This window comes from Streptomyces sp. NPDC012935, assembly GCF_042900345.1.
GTDB lineage: Bacteria > Actinomycetota > Actinomycetes > Streptomycetales > Streptomycetaceae > Streptomyces.
In genome coordinates, this window is the sequence record NZ_JBIBBC010000004.1 from 163,495 (window position 1) to 186,959 (window position 23,465).

The following is a 23,465-nucleotide window of genomic DNA, read 5'->3' on the forward strand; positions in this document are numbered from 1 at the left end:
CGGCCCGCGGACGGCGTCAGTCCAGATAGCCCCGCAGCTGATCCGCGAACGCATGGTCCCGCAGCTTGTTGAGAGTCTTCGACTCGATCTGCCTGATCCGCTCCCGCGTCACGCCGAAGATGCGGCCGATCTCCTCCAGGGTGCGGGGGCGGCCGTCCGCGAGGCCGTAGCGGAGTTGGACGACCTTGCGTTCCCGTTCGCCCAAAGTCGACAGCACCGCTTCCAGGTGCTCCCTGAGCAGCAGGAACGCCGCCGACTCCACAGGTGACGCCGCGTCGCCGTCCTCGATGAGGTCGCCGAGCGCCACGTCGTCCTCCTCGCCCACCGGCGCATGCAGCGACACCGGTTCCTGGGCCAGCCGCAGCACTTCGCTGACCCGCTCGGGCGGGATGTCGAGGTGGGCGGCCACCTCCTCCGGCGTCGGTTCGTAGCCGCGTTCCTGGAGCATGCGGCGCTGGACGCGGACGACCCGGTTGATCAACTCGACGACGTGGACCGGCACTCGGATGGTGCGGGCCTGGTCGGCGAGGGCGCGGGACATGGCCTGGCGGATCCACCAGGTGGCGTACGTCGAGAACTTGTAGCCACGGGCATAGTCGAACTTCTCGACGGCCCGGATCAGGCCGAGGTTCCCCTCCTGGACGAGGTCGAGCATGGTCAGCCCGCGGCCGACGTACCTCTTCGCCACGGACACGACGAGGCGCAGGTTCGCCTCGATCAGGCGCCGCTTGGCCATCCGGCCCATGACGACCAGGCGGTCCAGGTCGAGGGCGAGGCGGCTCTCCAGGTCGGGGGCGGTGCTCAGCTTCTCCTCGGCGAACAGGCCGGCCTCGACGCGGCGGGCGAGCTCGACCTCCTCGGCCGCGGTGAGCAGGGGGATGCGGCCGATCTCCCGCAGGTACTGGCGGAACAGGTCGGAGGAGGGTCCGCTGGTGTCGGCGGCGCGGGTGCGGGCCGGCAGCGGTGCTTCCACCGGCTCGGCGGTGTAGGCGCCGTCCAGCGCCCCGACCGGCGGCTCCGCGGGCTCGGGCGATGCCTCCGGCTCCGACTCGGGGTGGTGCGCGACACGGCTCTGCGGCGGGACCGCGACGAGAACGTCGGTCTCCGCGTCCGGCTCCGTGCCGTCCGTACTCTTGTCGGTCTCGATCAGGGTCTGGGTCTGCACGGGGGCGACCTCCAGGATGATCGCTGCCGAGGCGTACGGCAGCGCTGCTTCGAGGGCGGAGTCGGCGGCCTCGCCGCTGTCCGTCCCGTACGCGATGAGCGGAACCGCGGGGGTGTGGGACCCGTGGGGAACGGATCGGCCGCGCTCCGAGGACTCAGGCACCGGAACCCAGTGTGGAGTACGACACATCGCCGCCACGAGGGGCGTGCGGTGACTTTTTGCGTCCGGTCCGTGACCGCGTGGATACCCCGCCGTAGCGGATGCCCGTGGATCCGTCAGAGCGCTGCGGCGCCCCGACCCTGCAATGCCTGGTCGTACTGCTGCAGCACCCACAGCTCGTTCTGCACGGCGGCCAGTTGGGCGGGGTCGCCGCCCGTCGACAGGCGGGTCATCTGGGACTGGATGTCGCGGATCCGGCGTTCCACGGCGCGGCGGCGGACCTGGACCAGAACCGTGCCCGCGTACACCTCGTCGACGGTGCGGCGCATGATCGGCTCGACCGCCAGCTCCGTGACCATCGCGCGGACCTGGTCGTCGGGGGCCGCCTCGCGGACGCGGACCAAGTACTCCTGCGGGTCCCGGACGCCGAACTCCGCACCGCCCGCGTCCATGATCGTCTGGCGTACGGCGGCATAGGGCGCGGCGGTGAACTCGTCGACTCCGTATGCGTCGAAGGCCGGGGAGGCCAACTCGGGACGCTGGAGGGCGAGTTTGAGGAGCTCGCGCTCGGTGGCGTAGACGGGGTTGCGCAGGGTGAGGGCCGGGCCGGAGGCGCGGGGGCCGGGGGCGGCGTCGTACTGCCGGGCGTCGCGGGACTGCGGGGCCGGGCCCCGTCCGCCCCGGTCGCGGGCCCAACGCGCCAGCTGTGCCACCCGCTTGACGACGAACTGGGTGTCCAGGATGCCGAGCATGCCGGCCAGCTGGACGGCGACCTCGTGCTGGGCGCCGCTGTTCTTGATGCGGGCGACGATCGGGGCCGCCTCGTCCAGGGCGGCGGCGCGGCCCGCGGGGGTGTCCAGGTCGTAGCGCAGGACGATCTGGCGCAGTGCGAACTCGAAGAGCGGGGTGCGGGGTTCGGCCAGGTCGGCGACCGCGTCGTCGCCCTTCGCCAGGCGCAGTTCGCAGGGGTCCATGCCGTCCGGCGCGATGGCGATGTACGTCTCCGCCGCGAACTTCTGGTCGTCCTCGAAGGCGCGCAGGGCCGCTTTCTGGCCGGCCGCGTCGCCGTCGAAGGTGAAGATGACGCGGGCCGAGCCGTTGTCCATGAGCAGCCGGCGCAGGATCTTGATGTGGTCGCCGCCGAAGGCCGTACCGCAGGTGGCGATGGCGGTGGTGACGCCGGCGAGGTGACAGGCCATGACGTCCGTGTAGCCCTCGACGACGACCGCGCGGCTCGACTTCGCGATGTCCTTCTTGGCGAGGTCGATGCCGTAGAGGACGTTGGACTTCTTGTAGATCGCCGTGTCGGGGGTGTTGAGGTACTTGGGTCCGTTGTCCGCCTCGTACAGCTTGCGGGCGCCGAAGCCGACCACGTCGCCGCCGATGTCGCGGATCGGCCACATCAGGCGGCCCCGGAAGCGGTCGATGGGGCCGCGGCGGCCCTCCTGCGACAGCCCGGACAGGAGCAGTTCCTTGTCGGTGAAGCCCTTGCCGCGCAGATAGCGGGTCAGGTGGTCCCAGCCCTGGGGGCTGTAGCCGACGCCGAAGTGGACGGCGGCGCCCTGGTCGAAGCCGCGCTCGGCGAGGAAGATCCGGCCGGTGTCGGCCTCGGGGCTGCTCGCGAGCTGCTCGGCATACCACTCGGCGGCGATCTTGTGGGCCTCGACCAGGCGGATCCGCTCGCCGCGCTGGTGCGACGGGTTGTACCCGCCCTCCTCGTAACGCAGGGTGATGCCGGCCTGGGCGGCGAGCCGCTCGACCGCCTCGGAGAACGAGAGGTGGTCGACCTTCATCACGAACGTGATGGTGTCGCCGCCCTCCTGGCAGCCGAAGCAGTGGAAGAACCCCTTGCTCGGGCTGACCTGGAAGGACGGCGACTTCTCGTCATGGAAGGGGCACAGCCCCTTGAGGTTCCCGCCCCCGGCGTTGCGCAGCTGGAGGTACTCGGACACCACGGCGTCGATCGGGACCGCGTCCCGTACCGCCTTCACGTCCTCGTCGTTGATCCGTCCTGCCACGCGTGAATTCTACGGTGGTGGACTGACAGCTATGGTGCGAGGTTTTCGAGTGGAATGTGCGGGTCGGCCAGGGCGTCCGTGTTCACCTGTGCCTTCGAGCTGATCAGCTGCTGGATGGGGTCTGTGACGTCCCACACGTTCACGTTCATCCCGGCCAGCACCCGGCCGTCCTTCACCCAGAACGCGATGAACTCCCGCTTCCCGGCGTCCCCGCGGATCACCACCTCGTCGTACGACCCCGGCGGCGCCCATCCGCTGTACTCCATCCCCAAGTCGTACTGGTCGGAGAAGAAGTAGGGCACGCGGTCGTAGGTGACGTCGCGGCCGAGCATCGCGCGCGCCGCCGCCGGGCCGCCGTTGAGCGCGTTGGCCCAGTGCTCCACGCGCAGCCGGGTGTCGAAGAGGGCGTGCGGGAAGGAGGCGACGTCGCCGGCCGCGTAGATGTCGGGGTCGGAGGTGCGCAGCCGCTCGTCGACCACGACGCCGCGGCCGTACGCGCGGTGGGCGATCTCCAGTCCGGCCGATTCCGCCAGCGAGGTGCGCGGGGCTGCGCCGATGGCCGCCAGGACGTCGTGCGCGGGGTGCTCCTCGCCGTCGTCCGTGCGGGCGGCCAGCACCATGCCGTCCTGGCCGACGATCTCCGTCAGCCGCCGCCCGAAGTGGAAGCGCACCCCGCGCTCACGGTGCAGCTCGGCGAAGAGCGCGCCCAGCTCGGGGCCCAGCACGCCGTGCAGCGGCGTCGGCTCCGGCTCGATCACGGTGACCTCGGCGCCGTACTCGCGGGCCGCTGCCGCGACCTCGAGGCCGATCCAGCCGGCGCCGGCGATCACGATGTGTCCGTTGTCGCGGCCGAGGGAGGTGAGGACGCCCTTGAGGCGCTCGGCGTGCGCGAGCCGGCGCAGGTGGTGGACGCCGGTCAGGTCCGTGCCCGGAATGTCCAGGCGGCGCGGCTCGGCGCCGGTGGCCAGCAGGAGCTTGTCGTAGTGGACGACGGTGCCGTCCTCGCCGAACCGCACCGTCTTCGCCGTACGGTCGATGCGGTCGACGGTCTGGCCGAGGTGCAGCTCGATGTCGTTGCGCGCGTACCAGGCGGGTTCGTGTACGAAGACGCTGTCGCGCTCCTCCTTGCCGAGGAGGTAGCCCTTGGACAGCGGCGGCCGCTCGTACGGGTGGTCGCGCTCGTCGCAGATCAGTATCACCCGCCCGGTGAAGCCCTCCGCTCGGAGCGTCTCGGCCGCCTTCGCGCCGGCGAGTCCGCCTCCGACGATGACGAATGTCTGATCCGCGTCGACCACTTGATGCCTCCTCGTAAGGGTGCCGCCACATGAGCGTCCCGCACGCAGCGTGATGCGGGAAGAGGGGGTGACCCGATCAGGCCACGCAGGGTCACTTTCGAGTGCCCGTTCGCCACAGGTGTCTCACCGGTACCGGTCGGGTGAGCGCACCGCCCCTGTGTCCCGGCCCCTTCAGGCCCGCTGTGTGAACCGTGCGTGCAGGGTGCGGGCCGCCGCGTCCGTCAGGGAGGCGATCTGGTCGACGATCACGCGCTTGCGGGCGCGGTCGTCCTCGGCCTCGTCGAACAGGGCCCGGAACTGCGGGTCCAGCCCGTCGGGCGCGCGGGCGGTGAGCGCCTCGGCCAGTTCGGCGACGACGATGCGCTGGTCGGCGCGCAGCCGTTCCTGTTCGGCGCGCTGCATGACGTACCGGTCGGCGACGGCCTTGAGGACCGCGCACTCCAGGCGCGTCGCGTGCGGTACGACGAGTTCGGCCGCGTAGCGGGAGAGCCGGCCGGCGCCGTACGCGGCGCGCGTGGCGCTCTCGGCGGCCAGGCAGAACCGGCCGATGAGCTGACTGGTGGCGTCCTTCAGGCGGGCCTGGGCGACGGCCGAACCGTCGTAGCCGTGCGGCCACCACGGTTCTTCCTGGAGCCGGTCGAGGGCTGCGGCCAGCTCGGCCGGGTCGGTGTCCTCGGGGACGTACCGCCCGATGGCGACCGCGAAGATCTCCTGCCGCTCCGGGTCGGCGTGCAGGCAGTTGGGGTCGATGTGGCCGGCGTGCAGGCCGTCCTCGACGTCGTGCACCGAGTACGCCACGTCGTCGGACCAGTCCATGACCTGGGCCTCGAAGGTGGTGCGGGTGCCGGGGGCGTCCTTGCGGACCCAGTCGAAGACGGGCCGGTCGTCCTCGTAGACGCCGAACTTCGGGGACTTCGGGTCGGTCGGACGCGCGCCGCGCGGCCAGGGGTACTTGGTGGCGGCGTCGAGGGTGGCGCGGGTGAGATTGAGGCCCACGGAGCCCTCCGGGGTGAACCGCTTGGGTTCGATGCGCGTGAGGAGCCGCAGGGACTGGGCGTTGCCCTCGAAGCCGCCGCAGTCCTCGGCGAATTCGTTCAGCGCCACTTCGCCGTTGTGGCCGAAAGGGGGGTGGCCGAGGTCGTGGGAGAGGCAGGCCGCTTCCACGAGGTCGGGATCGCAGCCGAGGGCTGCGCCGAGCTCTCGGCCGACCTGGGCGCACTCCAGGGAGTGGGTCAGACGGGTGCGGGGGCTGGGGTCCCAGGCCTGGCTGTGGGTTCCTGGGGTGACTACCTGTGTCTTACCGGCGAGTCTCCGTAGGGCCGCGGAGTGGAGCACGCGGGCGCGGTCGCGTTGGAAGGCCGTGCGGCCCGGTCGTTTGTCGGGCTCGGCTGCCCAGCGTTCGACTGCCGACTCGTCGTAGTACATGCACCGACAGTACGGGCAGGCACTGACAAACGGAGGGCTGTGTTGCGCCTACCCGTCTGCCGGATTCTGTTGGCTTGCGTGTGCGGGTCGTGGGGGCTTGTCGCGCCCACGCGGCGGAGCCGCACATCGATACAGCCCCGCGCGCCGGAGGGACGTCCGCCTGCACCGGCGTTCTAAGCCGACGCCAAGGCCGGTTCCGTGGTGGCCGGGGCTGCCAGGGTCTGGTCGTAGCGGTGCAGGATCAGGCGGGCCATCGCCTGATGCGTGCCCAAGGGCGCGGACGCGATCCATGGGGCCGTCTGCGCGCACTCCGTCGCGAAGCGGCCCGGGGCCGTGAAGTAGGACGCGACCGCTACCCGTGTGCGGCCCCGGGCTGCCAGGGCGGTGATGGCCTCCGGGACCGTCGGGGCCGCCGTGGTCGCGTAGGCCGGGACCACCGGGACGCCCAGGCGGTTGGCCAGGAGGTGGGCCGTGCGGGCCGTGTCGACCTTGGAATCGGGGTCGCGGGAGCCGGCCGCGGCCAGGACGACCGCGCTCGCTCGGCGGGTGGGCTCGTCCATGCGGTTGCGCCAGCCGGCCTCGACGAGGCGGGCGTACAGGGCCTCGACCAGTAGGGGGTGCGGGCCCAGTGCGGGGGCCACGCGCGCGTGGACGCCGGCTTCGGCGGCCATCTCGGGGATGTCCCGCTTGACGTGGTAGCCGCGGCTGAGGAGGAGGGGGACGAGGATCGCCTCGCGGGTGCCGAGGGCGGCGAGGGTGTCCGGGAGCAGGGGCTCGTTCAGCTCGATGTGGCCGAGGTGAACCGGCAGACCGGGGCGCAGGGCGCGGACCTTGCCGAGGAGCGCGCGGACGGTGCTCAGGGCGCGCGGGTCGCGGCTGCCGTGGGCCACGACGACGAGCGCGGGCGGCTCGGGGCGCCGTCTGCCGTCGATCGAGACGAGGCTGAGCTGGCTGGCGAGCTGGCTGCTGATCCGGTTCATGATGTGCGCCGTACTGTCGAGGTGGACCGTCGTGGACTCGTCGTGAAGCGGGTTCGACGCCGTCATGAACCGATGGTGGCGGCGGGACGTTGCCTTCCCGTTGCGCGGGAATGACGGGTTTTTACACCGGGTTCACCGTGGGGGGTCCGGGGTGTGTGAGGTGGGGTGACCTGCGGTTTCGCAGGGCGAGTGAAGCTGGTCACGTCGGCTTGGGTGAACCGCGGGGGCTGACAGGACGTCCCTTTGTGTCGAGGACAGGCGGTTCGCCGACGGGGGAGGGACCATCCACATGCGCCGACCGAAGCTGCGAGGACCACGTCTGCCGCGCAGCCGCGCAGGGCGGCGGCGACTGGTGCAGGCCGTGATGTCGGCGTGCGTACTGGGGCTGCTTCCGGCCACCTGGATGTACGTCGTGACGGGCGACCGGCTGCGCACCACGGCCGACGTGCCGCGCACCGATGTCGCCGTCGTCTTCGGCGCCGGCCTGTGGGAGGGCGAGCCGTCCCCCTATCTCGCGCACCGCCTCGACGCGGCGGCACAGCTGTACCGCGAGGGGCGGATCGAGGTCGTCCTCGTCACCGGCGACAACAGCCGCGAGGACTACGACGAGCCCGACGCCATGCGGACGTATCTGACGCGGCACGGCGTTCCCGACTCCCGCATAGTCAGCGACTACGCCGGTTTCGACACCTGGGACTCCTGCGTCCGCGCGAAGAAGATCTTCGGCGTCGACGAGGCGGTGCTGATCAGCCAGGGTTTCCACATCCGGCGGGCGGTCGCGCTGTGCCAGGAGGCGGGCGTGACGTCGTACGGCGTCGGGGTCGACGACCGGCACGACGCCACCTGGTACTACGGCGGCACGCGGGAGATCTTCGCGGCCGGAAAGGCGGCCCTGGACGCCGTGTTCGAGCCGGATCCCCGGTTCCTCGGGCAGCGCGAGGCGGGGGTTGCGAACGCGTTGGCGGCGGAGCGGTGAGGCGCCCGGCCGGGGCGGCTCACGCTCTTACGCGCATGTTTTGACGCGCGCACGCCAGCCAACTGCGTGAAGAGCCCAGTGGGAGCTTTCCGTAGTCGCTCAACTACCCATAGTGTCCACGGCAGTGCGGGGGCGGACCGGACCGCCTGCCGCGATCTGGGGGAAAGGACACGTGATGACTCGTCTTCGCTCGCTGTTCGCCACGGCCGCCGTGGTGGCACTGCTCACCGGAGCGACCGCGGCGGGAACCGCCACCGCGGCCGAGGCCGCTGAGGCGAGGGAGCCGGGCTGCGCCCACGTCGTCGCCTACGGCTACGGCTGGGCCGACATCTGGAACGAGTGCGGCTACACGATCTACGCGACCGTCGAGGTCGACGGGTTCGACCCGCCGTGCATCCAGATCGGTCCGGGCGCGACCGAGAGGATCGGCCTGGAGCCCGGCGACACTCCGTACTACGCCTACGAGTGCTGACCAAGGGCGTCCTCTGACCAAGGACCGTCCCTGACCGGGCGGGAGCGGGGCCTTCGCCCTGCTCCCGCCCTTCGGCATGCGGGGCCGCGCCGGCCAGAACGGCCCGCCTCACGGCGCCCCGACGCCGGCGAAGAGGTCACCGTCCCGGGCGCGTAACAGGGAGCCGTGCCGCACGTAACACGTCCGAAGCACGCTGAACGACATGCCGAACTCCGCGACGCCCACGCACTGCCCGTACTGCGCCCTGCAGTGCGGAATGAACCTCACGCCCCTGCAGGGCGGGGGTGTCGCGGTGGTCGAGCGGCCGGACTTCCCGGTGAACAAGGGGGCACTGTGCGGCAAGGGCCGTACGGCCCCGGCAGTGCTGGAATCGAGCGTCCGTCTCACCTCGCCGCTGGTGCGGTCGGGCGGCACGCTCGTGCCGGCCACCTGGGACGAGGCGCTGGACCGCGTCGCGGAGGGGCTGGCCCGCACGCGCACGGAACATGGCCCGGACGCGTGCGGGGTCTTCGGCGGCGGCGGCCTGACGAACGAGAAGGCGTACAGCCTCGGCAAGTTCGCGCGGATCGTGCTCGGCACCTCGCAGATCGACTACAACGGCCGCTTCTGCATGTCGTCGGCGGCCGCGGCCGGGATCAAGGCGTTCGGCCTGGACCGGGGGCTGCCGTTCCCGCTGGAGGACATTCCGCGGACGGGCTGTGTCATCCTCGTCGGCTCCAACCTCGCGGAGACGATGCCGCCCTCGCTCCGCTTCTTCAACGAGCTGCGCGAGAACGGCGGCACGCTCATCGTCATCGACCCGCGCCGCACGAAGACCGCCGAGCAGGCCGACCTGCACCTGGCGCCCCGCCCCGGCACCGACCTCGCGCTGGCCCTCGGGCTGCTGCACCTGGTCGTCGCCGAGGGGCGGGTGGACGAGGAGTACGTCCAGGAGCGCACGGCCGGCTGGGAGGAGGCACGGGCCGCGGCGATGGCGCACTGGCCGGAGTACGTGGAGCGGATCACGGGGGTGTCCGTTCCTCAACTCCGGGAAACCGTCCGGATGTTCTGCGAGCCGGAGCACGCGATGGTGCTCACCGCGCGCGGGCCCGAGCAGCAGTCCAAGGGCACGGACACCGTGGGCGCGTGGATCAACCTGTGCCTGGCGACCGGGCGGGCGGGCCGGCCGCTGTCCGGATACGGCTGCCTCACCGGGCAGGGCAACGGCCAGGGCGGGCGCGAGCACGGCCAGAAGGCCGACCAGCTGCCCGGCTACCGCAAGCTGGACGACCCGGCGGCGCGGCGGCATGTCGCCGAGGTGTGGGGCGTGGACCCGGACAGCCTGCCCGGGCCGGGGCGCAGTGCCTACGAGCTGCTGGACGCGCTCGGCACGGATATCAAGTCGCTGCTGCTCATGGGCTCCAACCCGGTGGTGTCGGCGCCGCGTGCCGCGCACATCGAGGACCGCATCAAGTCCCTTGATTTCCTTGCGGTGTGCGACGTGGTGCTGTCGGAGACGGCCGCCCTGGCGGACGTCGTCCTTCCGGTCACCCAGTGGGCGGAGGAGACCGGTACGACGACCAACCTGGAGGGGCGGGTGCTGCTGCGCCGGCGCGCGATCAGCCCGCCGGAGGGCGTGCGCACCGACCTGGAGGTCATGCACGAGCTCGCGGCACGGCTGGGTGACGGAAAGGGCACGGCCCCGGAGAAAGGCTTCCCGACCGACCCCGAGGAGGTCTTCGAGGAACTGCGGCGGGCCAGTGCGGGCGGGGCGGCGGACTACTCGGGGATCACGTATCGCAGGCTGGCGGAGGAGAACGGGGTGTTCTGGCCGTGCCCGGCGGTGGCCGACGCCGACGACGAGGGCACCACGGACTGCGAGGACGCCTCGCTGGACGTAACCGCAGCGGCCGGTGACGAGGACCCGGCGCGGGACGGCGAGACCGCCGGCGCGGTGCATCCGGGCACGCCCCGCCTCTTCCTCGACCGGTTCGCCACGCCGGACGGCCGGGCGCGGTTCGTCCCCGTGTCGTACCGGGCGGTCGCCGAGGAACCCGACGACGAGTACCCGGTCCTCCTCACGACCGGCCGAGTCGTGGCGCAGTACCAGTCCGGCGCCCAGACCCGCCGCGTCGACGAGCTGAACGCCGCCGCGCCGGGCCCGTTCGTGGAACTGCACCCCCGGCTGGCGGCGCGGCTCGGGACGGCCGAGGGCGATCCGGTGGCCGTGGTCTCGCGCCGGGGCCGTGCGGTGGCCCCCGCCCGCATCACGACCGGCATCCGCCCGGACACCGTCTTCATGCCCTTCCACTGGCCGGGCGAGGGCCGCGCCAACACCCTGACCAACCCGGCACTCGACCCGACGTCACGGATGCCGGAGTTCAAGGCGTGCGCGGTGCGGGTGGAGGCGGTGAAGTCTTAGGCGGGCCGGGGTTGTCGGGGACGGCTGCCCGGCCCGGTGGGGGGCGGGGCGGCCGCTCGGCTCGGTCGGGGGGAGGGCGGGCCTATGGGGCGGGGCGGCCGCTCGGCTCGGTCGGGTGGCGAGGGCGCTTCGGGCGGGGACGGCCGCTCGGCCCGGTCGGGTAGCGAGGGCGCTTCGGGCGGGACGGCCGCTCGGCCCGGTCGGGTGGCGGGGGCGATTCGGGCGGGGCGGCCGCTCGGCCCGGTCTGGTGGCGAGGGCGATTGGGTGGGGACGGCCGCTCAGCCCGGTCGGGTGGCGAGGGCGATTCGGGCGGGACAGCCGCTCGGCCCCGTCGGGTAGGCGGGGGCGATTCGGGCGGGACAGCCGCTCGGCCCGGTCGGGTAGGTGGGAGCCAATGGAGCACCGGCGCCCGACACAGCCACGCCGGCACCCGGCTCAGCCCGGCGGCCGCCTCGCCCAGTCGCCGCTCTCGATGAGCCTGCCGCGGGTACGCAGGCGGGCCGCGACCGGGGGCGCCGCGACATACACCCACGCCTTTACGGCCGTTCCGTCGGTGTCGCGGACCACCTCGCGGGCGACGCGTTCGTAGAGGCTGTGCGGGTCGTTCGGGGCGTACTCCTCAAGGTGGTCCAGGGCGGCGAGGAGCGCGGGGTACTCCTCGGGGCGGGCCGTGACGAGATCGCCGTACACCGTGCCGCGCCCGCCCGCGCCCTCGACTGCGTACGGGTAGCCGGGGCCGTCGTACAGCACCGCCCCGGCCAGTCGTGCCGGTTCCTCGGTGAGGGTGCGGCCGCGCAGGAAGGCGTCGTGGTTGGGCTCGCCGGGGCGGAGGGTGCCGTAGACGAAGAAGGGCAGGGGCGGCGGGGTCACTTGGGGCCGTCTCCTCGGCGCGGGCGCCGGCGCGGCGCAGGGCTGGGGCAGGGCGGTGGCCGGGGGCTGGGGGCGGCCGAGGCGCAGCGTACCGACCGGGGGCGCGCGATCGGGGTACCGGCCTCGGCGGCGCGGTGGGCACGGGTGCGCACACCAGGATCACCGCCTTCGCAGAAACGGTCCTCTCCCCTCACACACCTGCACGTACTCACCCTGTCCACGGCATGCGCACGGCCCCTTGAATCTTGGTCATCTTCTGTGCTCCCGCCCGTTCGAAGGAGACCGATGAGCCGAATACGGCCGCACCTGAGTGGTTCCCGACTCGCCACGGCCGGCATCGTCGCCGCCACCGCCACCCTGCTGGCCACCACGCTCGCCCCCAACGCCGGCGCGGACGACATTCCGACCAGGGCCACCGCGCTGAAGAACGCGGCGTCGGCCCTGAAGGAGCACGCGGGGAGCCTGGGGCTGACGGCCGCGCAGGACACCGCCGTGCGGGACGTGATCGTGGACGCGGACGGCGCCCAGCACGTCCGCTACGACCGTACCTACCGCCAACTCCCGGTCCTGGGCGGCGACTTCGTCGTCCACCTGGCGAAGGACGGTACGTATCGCAGCGCCTCCCGCGCGACGAAGGACGCGCTCTCCCTGTCGAGCGTGACGCCCAGGGTCTCCGCACCGAAGGCGGCCGACCTCGCGGCGACCGTGCTGCGTGCGGCCAACGTCGGCGAGACGCTGAAGAGGCTCACGTCCAAGCCCGAGCTGGTGGTCGACGCCCTGCACGGCGCCCCGAAGCTGGCCTGGCGGACCGACGCGGTCGCCCAGGACTCCGCCGGCAACCCGGTCGCCCACACGGTGCTGACCGACGCCCGCACCGGGACGCGGATCGACGCGTGGGACAGCATCGAGAAGGCGTCCGGCGACGGGAAGTCGCTGTACGCGGGCACGGTGCCGCTGGAGACGACGGCGGCGGGGTCGGCGTACCAGTTGAAGGACGCCACGCGCGGAGGCACGTACACCGGGGACGCGGCGAACAAGACCGACCTGTGCATCCTGACCATCTGCCTCAACCGCGCCCCGTCGACGGTCTTCACGGACGCCGACAACCGCTGGGGCACCGGTGCGACGAGCGACCGCTCGACGGCCGCGGTGGACGCGCAGTACGGGACGGACGTCACGTGGGACTACTACAAGGACGTCCACGGCCGTAAGGGCATCGCGGGTGACGGCAAGGGCTCGTTCAACCGCGTGCATTACGGGAACGACTACAACAACGCCTTCTGGGACGACAGTTGCTTCTGCATGACGTACGGCGACGGTGACGGCACCCAGCTCGGACCGCTGGTGTCGCTGGACGTGGCCGGCCACGAGATGACGCACGGCGTGACGTCGAAGACCGCCGCGCTGACGTACTCGGGCGAGTCCGGTGGCCTGAACGAGGCGACGTCGGACGTCTTCGGGTCGCTCGTGGAGTTCCACGCGGGCAACTCCTCGGACCCGGGCGACTATCTGATCGGCGAGAAGGTCGTCCGGTCGGGGCTCGGCCGGAACGCCCTGCGGTACATGGACAAGCCGTCGAAGGACGGTGTCTCGGTGGACTGCTGGAGCGCGGGGACGGCGGAACTCGACGTCCACTACTCGTCGGGCGTCGGCAACCACTTCGCATATCTGCTGGCTGAGGGCAGCGGGGCGAAGACCGTCAACGGGGTCGGCTACAACTCCCCCACCTGTGACGGCTCTTCGGTGACGGGGATCGGCCGCGGGAAGCTCGGCAAGATCTGGTACCGGGCGCTGACGGTCTACATGACGTCCTCGACGAACTACGCGGGGGCGCGGTCTGCGACGCTCAGTGCGGCGAAGGACCTCTACGGGGCCGGGAGTGCGGAGTACTCCGCGGTGGGGGCGGCCTGGCGTGCGGTGAACGTGGGCTGAGTCGCCGGGGAGTTGACGGCGGCCCGGCGCGGTGGCGGTGGGAGTGCGTGGCCGGGTGCGGGCCGTCCGTGGCTGGTCGCGCCCACGCGGCGGAGCCGCAAGTCGATACAGCCCCGCGCCCTTGGGTCGGCTGAGTTCACGGAGGCTGGGCAGCGGGGTCGGATAGGCTCCGCTGCCGTCCGGCCCTCCCCCTCGCCGTAGGGCTCGGGGGAACCGTCCGGCTGAATCGGCTGCCCGTCTGTCCTCCGGTCCGTCATCCGGCCTCGGTCCCGACGTGCCCTCGGCATCCTTCCGCTGAGCCACCCGTCGGTTCTGCCACGCCTCGCCTGCCCGGGACCCTCCGCTCCGCCTCGGCCGCCTCTCCCCCGGCCTGCACTCTGCCCCCTCGCCTGCCGCGCCGCCTGTCCCCGGACCGACCTCGGCCCCGGCGCATCCGTCGGGCCCCGCCCCGGAGCCGACCCGCCTGCCCTTCCCCTCGCCCGCCGGCCGGCCCGTCACCCCCTCGACCCCCTCGCCCCGGGCACCAAGTCACCCGTTCACACCCCCACCCCCCACCCAACGCATTCTCTCCCCCCAACGCACCCTCCACCCGGCAATGACCTGCTGAAACAGTGCCCGCACCACGCTCTCCCCCCTCCCTCACGACACCCGTTCACCCCATTTCCGGCGCCTTCTCGGGAAGCGCTCGTGGCGTGATGGCTCTTTGCTCGGAAGGGCAGGGCTCGGCCGAGGCGGCGGCACTTGGGGGTGCCGCGGGTCGTGAGTCCGTGTGCTCGGAGGAGCTTCGATGCGACGTACCGCCCGTCTGCTGACCGGGACCGCGCTGGCCGTCGGCGCCGTCGGTCTCGTCGTCACACCCGCGTACGGCGGCGACGGTGGTGACCTGAAGGTCTCCCCGGCCTCGGTCGTACCGGGCGGGCAGGTCACCGTGGACACGGCAGCCTGCCGGGACGGCGGTGCCGCGGGCGACGCCAGCGCGGTCGGCGCCGGTTCCTTCTCGCTGGCGCCGAGCACGCACGAGAAGGCCGCGACCGGGCAGTTCCGCGTGCCGCCGAGCGCGCAGCCGGGGACGTACGAGATCGTCGCGACCTGCGCCGACGGCGGGCGGAAGGTGACGGGCGACCTGGTCGTCACGCTGACGGCCGCGAGCGGGCAGGTGCATCCGAGAGGAAGTGTGAAGACGGGGGTCGGCGGCGCTTTCGGCCGCGATCCCGTGCAGACCGCGGCCGGCGTGACGGCTCTCGCCGTCGCCGCTGCGGGCGGTACCTGGCTCCTGCATCGCCGGGCGAGAGGCGACGGGATCTGACGGACACCCTCCGCTGTCCGTCGCCGGTACCGCACGTCCCCTCCCCCTCCGGGTCCGACGCCCCTCGCGGCCCGGAGGGGGATGAGGGCGAACCGAGGAGAGTCCCGGGAGGCTCATGTGCGCAGTCGAAGTCGTCGCAGCCGCAGGAGCGTCGGCAACGCCGCCATAGCCGCCGCCACCGCCCTCGCCCTGTGCTCCGGCGCCTGGCTCCTGACCAACGGCACCGAGACGCACGCCCCGCCGCAGCCATCGCAAGCGCAGGCGGGTGCCAGGAAGGATGCCGACGCCAGGTCCCACGCCGAGGCCCGCAGAACAGCTGCCGCCGACGCGACCCCCGGCGCCGACCGGACCGCCCGCCCCGGCGACCCAGCCGCCGCCCCCGCACTCCCTCCCTCCCCTCCCGACCACATCCGCATCCCCTCGATCCGCGTCTCCGCTCCCCTCATGGGCCTCGGTCTGACGAAGGCGGGCAGCCTCGCTGTGCCGCCCGCCGAGCAAAAGAACCTCGCCGGGTGGTACGAGGCCGGCACCACGCCCGGTGAGACCGGCACCGCGATCGTCGCCGGCCATGTCGACAACGCCGAAGGGCCCGCCGTCTTCTACCGCCTCGGCGCCCTGAGGAAGGGCAGCACGATCGAGGTGGACCGGCGCGACGGCGGCACGGCGCTGTTCTCGGTCGACGCCGTCGAGGTGTACGACGCGAAGGCCTTCCCCGACGAGAAGGTGTACGGTCCGGCACCGCGCCCCGAGCTACGGGTGATCACTTGCGGTGGCGGTTACTCACGGACGACCGGGTATCAGGGCAACGTCGTCGTGTTCGCGCATCTCACCGGCAGCCGCTGAATCCGGCGTCGCGGACCCGTGCGCCTCCTCCGCCGACACCCCGGCCGGCTCCCCCGCGCCACCCAGGATGTTCTCCCGGCCCCAGACCCCGAGCGGGCCCAGCGCCGCGTTGAGCGAGACCCCGAGGGGTGTCAGCGAGTACTCCACCCGCGGCGGCACCTCGTCGTACGCCTCGCGGTGCACGATCCCGTCCGCCTCCAGCTCCCGCAGCTGAGCCGCGAGCACCTTCTCCGTCACGCCGGGCAGCTCGCGTCGCAGCTCCCCGAAGCGGTGCGGCCGCTCATGCAGCGCCCAGAGGATGAGCACCTTCCACTTCCCCCCGACCACGTCCATCGCCGCGTCGATCCCGCAGACGTACGCCCCCGGCCGCCTTCCGATCCCCATGCTGCCGTCCTCCTGCCTGGACTCATTCCCCGTGGTAACCACCCACTCCAAAGTGCGTACTTGAGCGGGCGATCCCCCTACCACGAGCCTAAACGCCATGACTGACAACGCCCCTGCACACGGCACGACCCCGACCCCGCTCAGCCTCCTCGGCACCGGCGCCATGGGCACCGCCCTGGCCCGCGCCTGGCTCGCCGCCGGGCATCCGCTCACCGTCTGGAACCGCACGCCCGCCCGGGCCGAACCCCTGGCCGCCGAGGGCGCGACCGTCGCCGCGAGCGCCGCCGACGCGGTGGCCGCGAACCGGCTGGTCGTCGTCTGCCTCCTCGACGACGCCTCGGTCGGCGAGGCCCTCGACGGTGCCGACCTGTCCGGCCGTGACCTGGTCAACCTCACCACCGGCACCCCCGCCCAGGGCCGCTCCCGCGCCGCCTGGGCAACAGCGCGCGGCGCCCGTTTCCTGGACGCCGGGGTCATGGCCGTACCGCCGATGATCGGGGACGCGGAGTCGGGCGCGTACGTCTTCTACAGCGGCTCCCCCGAGCTGTTCGAGGAGCACGGCGAGACCCTCGCCGTCCCGGCCGGCACCCGTTACGTCGGCGCGGACCCCGGCTTCGCCGCGTTGCACGACGTGGCGCTGCTGAGCGCGATGAACGGCATGTTCGCGGGGGTGCTGCACGCCTTCGCCCTGATCCGCCGCGAGGACATCGCCCCGACGGACTTCGCACCGCTGCTCGTGTCGTGGCTCGGCGCGATGGCGCCCGCTGCGCACACGGCCGCCGAGCAACTGGACAGCGGCGACTACGGCAAGGACGTCGTGTCCAACCTCGCCATGCAGGTCGCGGGCAATTCCACCCTGCTGGCCACGGCCGAGGAGCAGGGCGTGAGCGCCGAGCTGCTGGCGCCGTACACGACCCTCATGGAGCGGTGGCTGGCCGCGGGACACGGCGACGAGGACACCACCGGCATGGTCGAACTGCTCGACCTGCGGCAGAAGTAGGCCCGGTCAGGGGGCCTCGGCCTACGCCAGCCACTGCTCGTACGCCAGCTTCGCCACCAGCGCGAACACCACCGTCAGCAGCACCACCCGCACGAATCCGCTGCCCTTCTTCAGCGCCGTACGGGCCCCCAGCGTGCCGCCCGCCAGGTTGAACACGGCCATCACCGCGGCCAGCTGCCACAGGACCGTGCCCTGCCAGGCGAAGGTGGCGAGCGCTCCGGCGTTGGTGCAGCAGTTGACGATCTTCGCGGTGGCGGAGGCGGTGACGAGGTCGAGGTGGAGCATCGCGGTGAGGGAGAGGACCAGGAACGTACCGGTGCCGGGGCCGATCAGCCCGTCGTAGAACCCGATGCCCAGGCCGGCCAGGCCGATCGCGGCGAGGGTCCGGCGGCGGGAGGCCGGGCCCGTCGCCGGTGCGGTGCCGAACGCGGGGCGCAGGATCACGAAGGCGGCCACGGCGAGCAGCACCACCATGATCACGGGCTTCAGCACCTCGGTGCTCATCCCGGCCGCGAAGAAGGCGCCGCCCGAGGAGCCCGCGAGCGCCGCGAGACCGATGCGCACGGCGAGCCGTACGTCCACGGGTGCCTTGCGGGCGTACGTCACCGCGGCGCCCGAGGTGCCGACGATCGCGACCGCCTTGTTGGTGCCGAGCGCGTACGCGGCCGGGGTGCTCGCCGGAAGGCCGAGCAGCAGCGCCGGGAGCAGCAGGAGGCCTCCGCCGCCGACCACGGCGTCGATCCAGCCGGCCGCGAGGGCCGCGAGGCACAGGGCGACGACCATGGTCAGCGATATGTCGGGCATGATCGCGACCCTAGGCAGCCGATGCGTGTGCCGTCCATGTACATGAGCAGCATCTGAGGTTCGGTGCCTGAGGAGCCTGTGCGGTTCGGCGTCGGCCCGGATCTCACAGCCCGCCCCCTTCGTGCCCTGCGAACCCTCACACCGCACCCGCACGCTCGCTGAGGGCAGCGTTCCTCGTGGGAAACAGATGCGATGCGGTCGGGAAACACCCGCACCGCACGCTCGATGCCATGACCTCGAATACGCGTGTGGTGGTGATCGGCGCCGGCCTCGCGGGCGTACGGCTCGCCCGGCGGCTCGGCGAGCTGGGCACGCCCGTGACGCTCGTCGGCGACGAGGAGCACCGCCCGTACAACCGGGTGCTGCTCGCCGAGGTGCTGGCCGGACGGTACAGCCCCGACGTGATCGCCCTCCCGGCGCCGGCGGAGCTCAGGCGTGGCCGGGTCACCGGCATCGACCGCGAGGTGCGAGCCGTACACCTCGCGGACGGGTCGGAGATCGCATACGACACGCTGGTTCTGGCCACCGGTTCGAACCCGGTGCTGCCGCCCCTGCGCGGTCTGTTCACGCCGGACCAGGTCCTGCCCGAGGGTGTGCACGCGTTCCGGACCATGGACGACTGCCTGGGCCTGTCCAAGGCCGTACGTCCCGGTGTCCGGGCCGTCGTGATCGGCGGCGGGCTCCTCGGGGTCTCCGCGGCCCGTGCCCTCGCGCTGCGCGGCGCACAGGTCGTGCTCGCCCAGCAGTCCGAGCGGCTGATGGAGCGGCAGCTCGACCCGGCTGCCTCGAAGCTGGTCCGGCGCCATCTCGTCGACCTCGGCGTGGAGGTGCACACCGACCTGCGCGTGCGTGACGTGCGCTGCGTCGGCGGCGCGGTCCGCTCGGTGGAGATGGCCGACGGATACGCCCTCGACGCCGACCTCGTGGTCCTGGCCTGCGGGGTGCACCCGCGCGCGGGGCTCGCGCAGCTCGCGGGACTGGACGTCCGCAAGGGGATCGTCGTCGACGACGAGCTCCGTACGTCCGACTCGCACATCCGGGCCGTCGGCGACTGCGCGCAGCACGACGGCACCGTGTACGGGCTGGCCGCACCCGCGCTGGAACAGGCCGACGTCCTGGCCGAGTTGCTGGCGGGCAACGGCAGCGCCCGTTACACCGGCACCCGGGCCCTGACCCGGCTGACGCTGGCCGGTGAGGGCTTCTTCGACCTCGCCGCGTTCGGCGAGACGGAGGCCCGGCCCGGCGACGACGTCGTGCAGCTGACCGACGCCACCCGCGGCACCTACCGCAAGGTCGTCGTCCGCGACGACCGCCTGGTCGGCGGGGTTCTCGTCGGCGAACTCGGCACCGTCGGCGCGCTCGCCCGCGCCTGGGAGGGAGCAGAGCCGCTCCCCGACGACGCCCCGCTGCTCCACCTGCTCACCAACGATGGAGGCTCCTGATGACCGCCACCCCGGAGGCCACGGAGGCCACCCCCACGATCGTGCTCGTCGGCCACGGCATGGTCGGCCAGCGCTTCCTGGAGGCGCTCGCCGAGCGCGGCCTGACCGCCACGCACCGCGTGGTCGTGCTGTGCGAGGAGCCGCGTCCGGCGTACGACCGCGTGGCGCTCACTTCTTACTTCTCGGGCAAGTCACCCGAGGACCTCTCCATGACCGACATGGAGTTCATCAAGGACCACGGCATCGAGCTGTACGTCGGTGACCCGGCGGTCTCCGTGGACCGCGAGGCCCGCAAGGTCACCGCCAGGTCGGGTGAGGTCTTCGAGTACGACAGCCTCGTCCTCGCCACCGGCTCGTACCCCTTCGTACCTCCCGTCCCCAACAAGGACGCCGCCGGCTGTTTCGTCTACCGCACGATCGAGGACCTGCTCGCGATCGAGGAGTACGCGAAGACGAAGGCCACGAGCGGTGCCGTGGTCGGCGGCGGTCTGCTGGGTCTGGAGGCCGCCGGTGCGCTCAAGGGACTCGGCGTCGAGGCGCACATCGTGGAGTTCGCGCCACGGCTGATGCCGGTGCAGGTCGACGACGGCGGCGGCGCGGCGCTGCTGCGCACCATCGAGAACATGGGCCTTACCGTCCACACGGGCGTCGGCACACAGGAGATCGTGGTCGGCTCGGACGGCGCCGTCACCGGCATGAAGCTGTCCGACGGCTCCGAACTCGCCACCGACATGGTGGTGTTCAGCGCCGGTGTCCGCCCCCGCGACCAGCTGGCCCGCGACTGCGGCCTCACCGTCGGCGAGCGCGGCGGCATCACGGTCGACGAACAGTGCCGTACGGTCACCGACCCGCACGTGTTCGCGATCGGCGAGTGCGCGCTGGCGTCGGACGGCCGGGTGTACGGCCTGGTGGCCCCCGGCTACGAGCAGGCGGAGACCGCCGCGGCGACGATCGCGGCCGACGAAGCCGCCTTCATCGGCGCCGACTTGTCGACAAAGCTGAAGCTGCTGGGCGTGGATGTCGCCTCCTTCGGCGACGCGCACGGCACCACCGACGACTGCCTGGACGTCGTGTACTCCGACTCCCGCGCGGGCCTGTACAAGAAGCTGGTCATCGGCCGCGACGGCACGCTGCTCGGCGGCATCCTGGTCGGTGACGCGGACGCGTACGGCACGCTCAAGGCCTTCACCGGCTCGGTGCCGCCGGTCTCGCCCGAGTCGCTCGTCCTGCCCGCCGGGGCCGGCGCCCCCGCCCAGCTCGGCCCGTCGGCGCTGCCGGACGAGGCGGTGATCTGTTCCTGCCACAACGTCACCAAGGGCACGATCCGCGGTGCGGTCACGGAGCACTCCTGCACCACCGTGCCCGAGGTGAAGAAGTGCACCAAGGCCGGCACGGGCTGCGGCTCCTGCGTCAAGGTCCTCGGCCAGCTGGTCACCGCAGAGCTGGAGGCGTCCGGCGTCGAGGTCGACAAGGGCCTGTGCGGCTGCTTCTCGCAGACCCGCGAGGAGCTGTACGAGATCGTCCTCGCCCTGCGCGTCAACACCTACCAGGACCTGCTGGACCGCTACGGCCGTGACGGCGCCCGGGGCGGCGACGGCTGCGAGATCTGCAAGCCGGCGGTGGGGTCGATCATCGCGTCGCTGGCGCCCACGATCGGCGCGAGCGGCTATGTCCTGGACGGCGAGCAGGCGGCGCTCCAGGACAGTAACGACCATTTCCTCGCCAACATCCAGAAGAACGGCTCGTACTCGGTCGTACCGCGTATCGCCGGCGGTGAGATCACCCCGGAGGGGCTGATCGTGATCGGCGAGATCGCCCGCGACTTCGGCCTCTACACGAAGATCACCGGCGGCCAGCGCATCGACATGTTCGGCGCGAGGGTCGAGCAACTTCCCCTCATCTGGGCCCGGTTGGTGGACGCGGGCTTCGAGTCCGGCCACGCCTACGGCAAGTCGCTGCGCACGGTGAAGTCCTGCGTCGGGCAGACCTGGTGCCGCTACGGCGTCCAGGACTCCGTCCGCATGGCGATCGATCTGGAGCTGCGCTACCGGGGCCTGCGCTCGCCGCACAAGCTGAAGTCGGCGGTGTCCGGCTGCCAGCGGGAGTGCGCGGAGGCCCAGTCGAAGGACTTCGGCGTGATCGCCACCGCCAACGGCTGGAACCTCTACGTCGGCGGCAACGGCGGCGCGACCCCGCGCCACGCCGACCTGCTGGCCCAGGACCTGTCGGACGCCGAGCTGATCCGCCTGATCGACCGCTTCCTGATGTTCTACATCCGCACCGCGGACCGCCTGGAGCGCACGAGCGTGTGGCTGGAGCGGATCCCCGGCGGCCTGGACCACGTCCGTGACGTGGTCGTCGAGGACTCCCTCGGCATCTGCGAGGAGCTGGAGTCCCTGATGGCGGCCCATGTCGCGAACTACCGCGACGAGTGGTCGGAGACCATCAACGACCCCGAGAAGCTGGCCCGGTTCGTGTCCTTCGTGAACGCCCCCGACACCCCCGACCCGGTCGTCGGCTTCGTCCCCGAGCGCGACCAGATCAAGCCCGACCTGCCGCTGCTGACCATCGGCCACCGACCCCTGGAAGGAAGCGCCCAGCGATGACCCTGGCACCCGAGACGACCGACCTGAAGGTCCAAGTACGCCTGGACGCTGACTGGTTGACGGTCTGCGACCTCACCCATCTGCTCCCCGGCCGCGGCGTGGCGGCCCTGCTGCCGAACGGCGGCCAGGTGGCCCTGTTCCGCGACCGCGCCGGCCGGCTGTACGCCATCGACAACCGTGACCCGTTCTGCGGCGCCGCAGTCCTCTCGCGTGGGCTGACCGGCACCCACCAGGGCCGGCCGTTCGTCGCTTCGCCCCTGCTGAAGCAGCGCTTCGACCTGGAGACCGGGCAGTGCCTGGACGACGAGGGGGTGCGGGTGACTGCGTACGAGGTGCGGGCTGCCGCGTAGCGGACGTCGCGGAGGTGGCTTCGTGGAGGTGACCTCGTGAAGGTGGCCTCGTGAAGGTGGCCTCGTGAAGGGCCTCGTGCTCACACCTTCAGGGCGTCGTACACCACCCCGGTCAGCCGCTCCGAAGCCTCCCAAAGCAGCTCGCCCGCGCGGTCGTTGCGGGTCCAGGGGGCCCGCCGGGACGGGGCGGGTGAGCCGCGCCAGCCGCCGAAGGACGACGGGCCGGTGAAGGAGTCGGGGCGGACGTCGGGGGCGGTGGCGGCGTACAGCGTGGGCAGCGCGCCGGCTTCGGCGGACTGGGCGAAGACGCGGTTGCCGAGTCGCGCGAACCACTCGCTCGCCCGGCTCCCCGTCATCCGCGGCCCCGCGGTCTGCAGATTGGTGTCCGCGTATCCGGGATGGGCGGCGGCCGCCACCACCGCCGCCCCCTGCGCCTCCAGCCTGCGCGCCAGTTCATGCGTGAACAGCAGGTTGGCGGTCTTGGACCGTCCGTAGGCGATCCAACGCCGGTACCGGTGCTCGCTGTTGAGGTCGTCGATGTCGATGTTGGACACCGCGTGCAGCGGACTGGAGACGGTCACCACCCGCGCGCCGGGCACCCCCAGCAGCGCGGGCAGCAACAACCCGGTGAGCGCGAAGTGCCCCAGGTGGTTGACGCCGAACTGCGTCTCGAAGCCGTCCGCCGTGGTCCCGTACGGCAACGCCATCACGCCGGCGTTGTTCACGAGCAGGTCGAGACGGTCGTAGGGGAAGGACGCGGCGAACTCCCGCACGCAGCCCAGGTCCCCGAGGTCCAGCCGCCTCAACTCGACGTGCGCATCCGGCACTTCGGAGACCAGCCGCGTCACGGCAGCCGCACCCCGCACCTCACTCCGGCACGCGAGCACCACCCGGGCCCCCTTCCGCGCCAGCTCACGCGCGGTGACGTAGCCGAGCCCGCTGTTGGCCCCGGTGACGACGGCGACACGTCCGCTCTGGTCGGGGATGTGCTGTGCGTTCCAGCCGGGCATCAGGAGCTCCTTCGGGATGGGGGCGG

The 23,465-nt window shown here is 72.2% G+C and carries 19 protein-coding genes; 10 read left to right on the forward strand and 9 right to left on the reverse strand.

Features of this window, described 5'->3' with window-relative positions; genetic code table 11:
• Positions 1-16 precede the first annotated feature (16 nt).
• The 5 genes from ACFY5C_RS12580 to ACFY5C_RS12600 form a co-directional block, all read right to left on the reverse strand.
• Positions 17-1,327 carry an RNA polymerase sigma factor gene (locus ACFY5C_RS12580; protein WP_389443653.1) on the reverse strand — a complete coding sequence of 437 codons (1,311 nt, stop codon included), beginning with the start codon at positions 1,325-1,327 and terminating at the stop codon, positions 17-19.
• A gap of 113 nt (positions 1,328-1,440) precedes the next feature.
• Positions 1,441-3,342: a DNA primase gene (dnaG, locus tag ACFY5C_RS12585; RefSeq protein WP_389443655.1), complete on the reverse strand. Its 1,902-nt coding sequence runs from the start codon at positions 3,340-3,342 to the stop codon at positions 1,441-1,443.
• A gap of 29 nt (positions 3,343-3,371) precedes the next feature.
• A complete protein-coding gene (locus ACFY5C_RS12590) occupies positions 3,372-4,637 on the reverse strand; it encodes an NAD(P)/FAD-dependent oxidoreductase (RefSeq protein WP_389443657.1) in 1,266 nt (421 codons plus the stop codon).
• Between the two features lie 171 nt (positions 4,638-4,808).
• Positions 4,809-6,062, reverse strand: a complete 1,254-nt coding sequence (locus tag ACFY5C_RS12595; RefSeq protein ID WP_389443659.1) for a deoxyguanosinetriphosphate triphosphohydrolase — start codon at positions 6,060-6,062, stop codon at positions 4,809-4,811.
• A gap of 173 nt (positions 6,063-6,235) precedes the next feature.
• On the reverse strand, positions 6,236-7,108 hold the full coding sequence (locus tag ACFY5C_RS12600; protein ID WP_389443661.1) for a sirohydrochlorin chelatase: 873 nt from the start codon (positions 7,106-7,108) through the stop codon (positions 6,236-6,238).
• Between the two features lie 223 nt (positions 7,109-7,331).
• Between ACFY5C_RS12600 and ACFY5C_RS12605 the strand changes: the two genes are divergently transcribed.
• The 3 genes from ACFY5C_RS12605 to ACFY5C_RS12615 all read left to right on the forward strand — a co-directional run bounded on the left by ACFY5C_RS12605 (position 7,332) and on the right by ACFY5C_RS12615 (position 10,891).
• Positions 7,332-8,018: a vancomycin high temperature exclusion protein gene (locus tag ACFY5C_RS12605; RefSeq protein ID WP_389443663.1), complete on the forward strand. Its 687-nt coding sequence runs from the start codon at positions 7,332-7,334 to the stop codon at positions 8,016-8,018.
• 175 nt (positions 8,019-8,193) lie between these two features.
• Positions 8,194-8,490 (forward strand): hypothetical protein, encoded by a 297-nt coding sequence (locus ACFY5C_RS12610; RefSeq protein WP_389443665.1) that lies wholly within the window; start codon positions 8,194-8,196, stop codon positions 8,488-8,490.
• Positions 8,491-8,692: 202 nt separating this feature from the next.
• Positions 8,693-10,891 carry a molybdopterin oxidoreductase family protein gene (locus ACFY5C_RS12615; RefSeq protein WP_389443667.1) on the forward strand — a complete coding sequence of 733 codons (2,199 nt, stop codon included), beginning with the start codon at positions 8,693-8,695 and terminating at the stop codon, positions 10,889-10,891.
• 436 nt (positions 10,892-11,327) lie between these two features.
• Here ACFY5C_RS12615 and ACFY5C_RS12620 read toward each other — a convergent pair whose 3' ends face one another.
• Entirely contained in the window at positions 11,328-11,762 is a 435-nt protein-coding gene (locus tag ACFY5C_RS12620; RefSeq protein WP_389443669.1) for a gamma-glutamylcyclotransferase family protein, read from the reverse strand.
• A gap of 285 nt (positions 11,763-12,047) precedes the next feature.
• Here ACFY5C_RS12620 and ACFY5C_RS12625 point away from each other — a divergent pair, with 285 nt between their 5' ends.
• From ACFY5C_RS12625 to ACFY5C_RS12635, 3 genes are all read left to right on the forward strand, one after another.
• Entirely contained in the window at positions 12,048-13,694 is a 1,647-nt protein-coding gene (locus tag ACFY5C_RS12625) for a M4 family metallopeptidase (RefSeq protein WP_389443671.1), read from the forward strand.
• Positions 13,695-14,481: 787 nt separating this feature from the next.
• Positions 14,482-15,000, forward strand: coding sequence for a hypothetical protein (locus tag ACFY5C_RS12630; RefSeq protein WP_389443672.1), 519 nt, complete (start codon positions 14,482-14,484; stop codon positions 14,998-15,000).
• A gap of 81 nt (positions 15,001-15,081) precedes the next feature.
• A complete protein-coding gene (locus ACFY5C_RS12635; protein ID WP_389443674.1) occupies positions 15,082-15,843 on the forward strand; it encodes a class F sortase in 762 nt (253 codons plus the stop codon).
• Here the strand turns inward: ACFY5C_RS12635 and ACFY5C_RS12640 are convergent.
• Positions 15,781-16,227, reverse strand: a complete 447-nt coding sequence (locus ACFY5C_RS12640; RefSeq protein WP_389443676.1) for a winged helix-turn-helix transcriptional regulator — start codon at positions 16,225-16,227, stop codon at positions 15,781-15,783. The two genes, ACFY5C_RS12635 and ACFY5C_RS12640, sit on opposite strands and share 63 nt — an antisense overlap.
• A gap of 97 nt (positions 16,228-16,324) precedes the next feature.
• Here ACFY5C_RS12640 and ACFY5C_RS12645 point away from each other — a divergent pair, with 97 nt between their 5' ends.
• On the forward strand, positions 16,325-17,227 hold the full coding sequence (locus ACFY5C_RS12645; RefSeq protein ID WP_389443678.1) for an NAD(P)-dependent oxidoreductase: 903 nt from the start codon (positions 16,325-16,327) through the stop codon (positions 17,225-17,227).
• A gap of 21 nt (positions 17,228-17,248) precedes the next feature.
• On the opposite strand, the gene ACFY5C_RS12650 is transcribed toward ACFY5C_RS12645, so the two are convergent.
• Positions 17,249-18,031, reverse strand: coding sequence for a sulfite exporter TauE/SafE family protein (locus ACFY5C_RS12650; RefSeq protein ID WP_389443680.1), 783 nt, complete (start codon positions 18,029-18,031; stop codon positions 17,249-17,251).
• A 230-nt stretch (positions 18,032-18,261) separates the two neighbouring features.
• Between ACFY5C_RS12650 and ACFY5C_RS12655 the strand changes: the two genes are divergently transcribed.
• Genes ACFY5C_RS12655 through nirD form a run of 3 tightly spaced genes read left to right on the forward strand, consistent with a single transcriptional unit; the run spans position 18,262 to position 22,429 of the window.
• Positions 18,262-19,473 (forward strand): NAD(P)/FAD-dependent oxidoreductase, encoded by a 1,212-nt coding sequence (locus ACFY5C_RS12655; RefSeq protein ID WP_389443682.1) that lies wholly within the window; start codon positions 18,262-18,264, stop codon positions 19,471-19,473.
• A complete protein-coding gene (gene nirB, locus ACFY5C_RS12660; protein WP_389443684.1) occupies positions 19,473-22,079 on the forward strand; it encodes a nitrite reductase large subunit NirB in 2,607 nt (868 codons plus the stop codon). The genes ACFY5C_RS12655 and nirB overlap by 1 nt, the downstream gene beginning before the upstream one ends.
• A complete protein-coding gene (gene nirD / locus ACFY5C_RS12665) occupies positions 22,076-22,429 on the forward strand; it encodes a nitrite reductase small subunit NirD (protein ID WP_389443686.1) in 354 nt (117 codons plus the stop codon). Before nirB ends, nirD begins: the two co-directional genes overlap by 4 nt.
• Positions 22,430-22,509: 80 nt before the next feature.
• Here nirD and ACFY5C_RS12670 read toward each other — a convergent pair whose 3' ends face one another.
• On the reverse strand, positions 22,510-23,439 hold the full coding sequence (locus tag ACFY5C_RS12670) for an oxidoreductase (RefSeq protein WP_389443688.1): 930 nt from the start codon (positions 23,437-23,439) through the stop codon (positions 22,510-22,512).
• Positions 23,440-23,465 lie beyond the last annotated feature (26 nt).

Excerpts from the sequence above, each read along its gene's own strand:
- ACFY5C_RS12595 (WP_389443659.1), bottom strand. The coding sequence starts at position 6,062 with ATGTACTACGACGAGTCGGCAGTCGAACGCTGGGCAGCCGAGCCCGAC.
- ACFY5C_RS12600 (WP_389443661.1), bottom strand. The coding sequence starts at position 7,108 with ATGACGGCGTCGAACCCGCTTCACGACGAGTCCACGACGGTCCACCTC.
- ACFY5C_RS12605 (WP_389443663.1), top strand. The coding sequence starts at position 7,332 with ATGCGCCGACCGAAGCTGCGAGGACCACGTCTGCCGCGCAGCCGCGCA.
- ACFY5C_RS12610 (WP_389443665.1), top strand. The coding sequence starts at position 8,194 with ATGACTCGTCTTCGCTCGCTGTTCGCCACGGCCGCCGTGGTGGCACTG.
- ACFY5C_RS12615 (WP_389443667.1), top strand. The coding sequence starts at position 8,693 with ATGCCGAACTCCGCGACGCCCACGCACTGCCCGTACTGCGCCCTGCAG.
- ACFY5C_RS12625 (WP_389443671.1), top strand. The coding sequence starts at position 12,048 with ATGAGCCGAATACGGCCGCACCTGAGTGGTTCCCGACTCGCCACGGCC.
- ACFY5C_RS12630 (WP_389443672.1), top strand. The coding sequence starts at position 14,482 with ATGCGACGTACCGCCCGTCTGCTGACCGGGACCGCGCTGGCCGTCGGC.
- ACFY5C_RS12635 (WP_389443674.1), top strand. The coding sequence starts at position 15,082 with ATGAGGGCGAACCGAGGAGAGTCCCGGGAGGCTCATGTGCGCAGTCGA.
- ACFY5C_RS12640 (WP_389443676.1), bottom strand. The coding sequence starts at position 16,227 with ATGGGGATCGGAAGGCGGCCGGGGGCGTACGTCTGCGGGATCGACGCG.
- ACFY5C_RS12645 (WP_389443678.1), top strand. The coding sequence starts at position 16,325 with ATGACTGACAACGCCCCTGCACACGGCACGACCCCGACCCCGCTCAGC.
- ACFY5C_RS12650 (WP_389443680.1), bottom strand. The coding sequence starts at position 18,031 with ATGCCCGACATATCGCTGACCATGGTCGTCGCCCTGTGCCTCGCGGCC.
- ACFY5C_RS12655 (WP_389443682.1), top strand. The coding sequence starts at position 18,262 with ATGACCTCGAATACGCGTGTGGTGGTGATCGGCGCCGGCCTCGCGGGC.
- nirB (WP_389443684.1), top strand. The coding sequence starts at position 19,473 with ATGACCGCCACCCCGGAGGCCACGGAGGCCACCCCCACGATCGTGCTC.
- nirD (WP_389443686.1), top strand. The coding sequence starts at position 22,076 with ATGACCCTGGCACCCGAGACGACCGACCTGAAGGTCCAAGTACGCCTG.
- ACFY5C_RS12670 (WP_389443688.1), bottom strand. The coding sequence starts at position 23,439 with ATGCCCGGCTGGAACGCACAGCACATCCCCGACCAGAGCGGACGTGTC.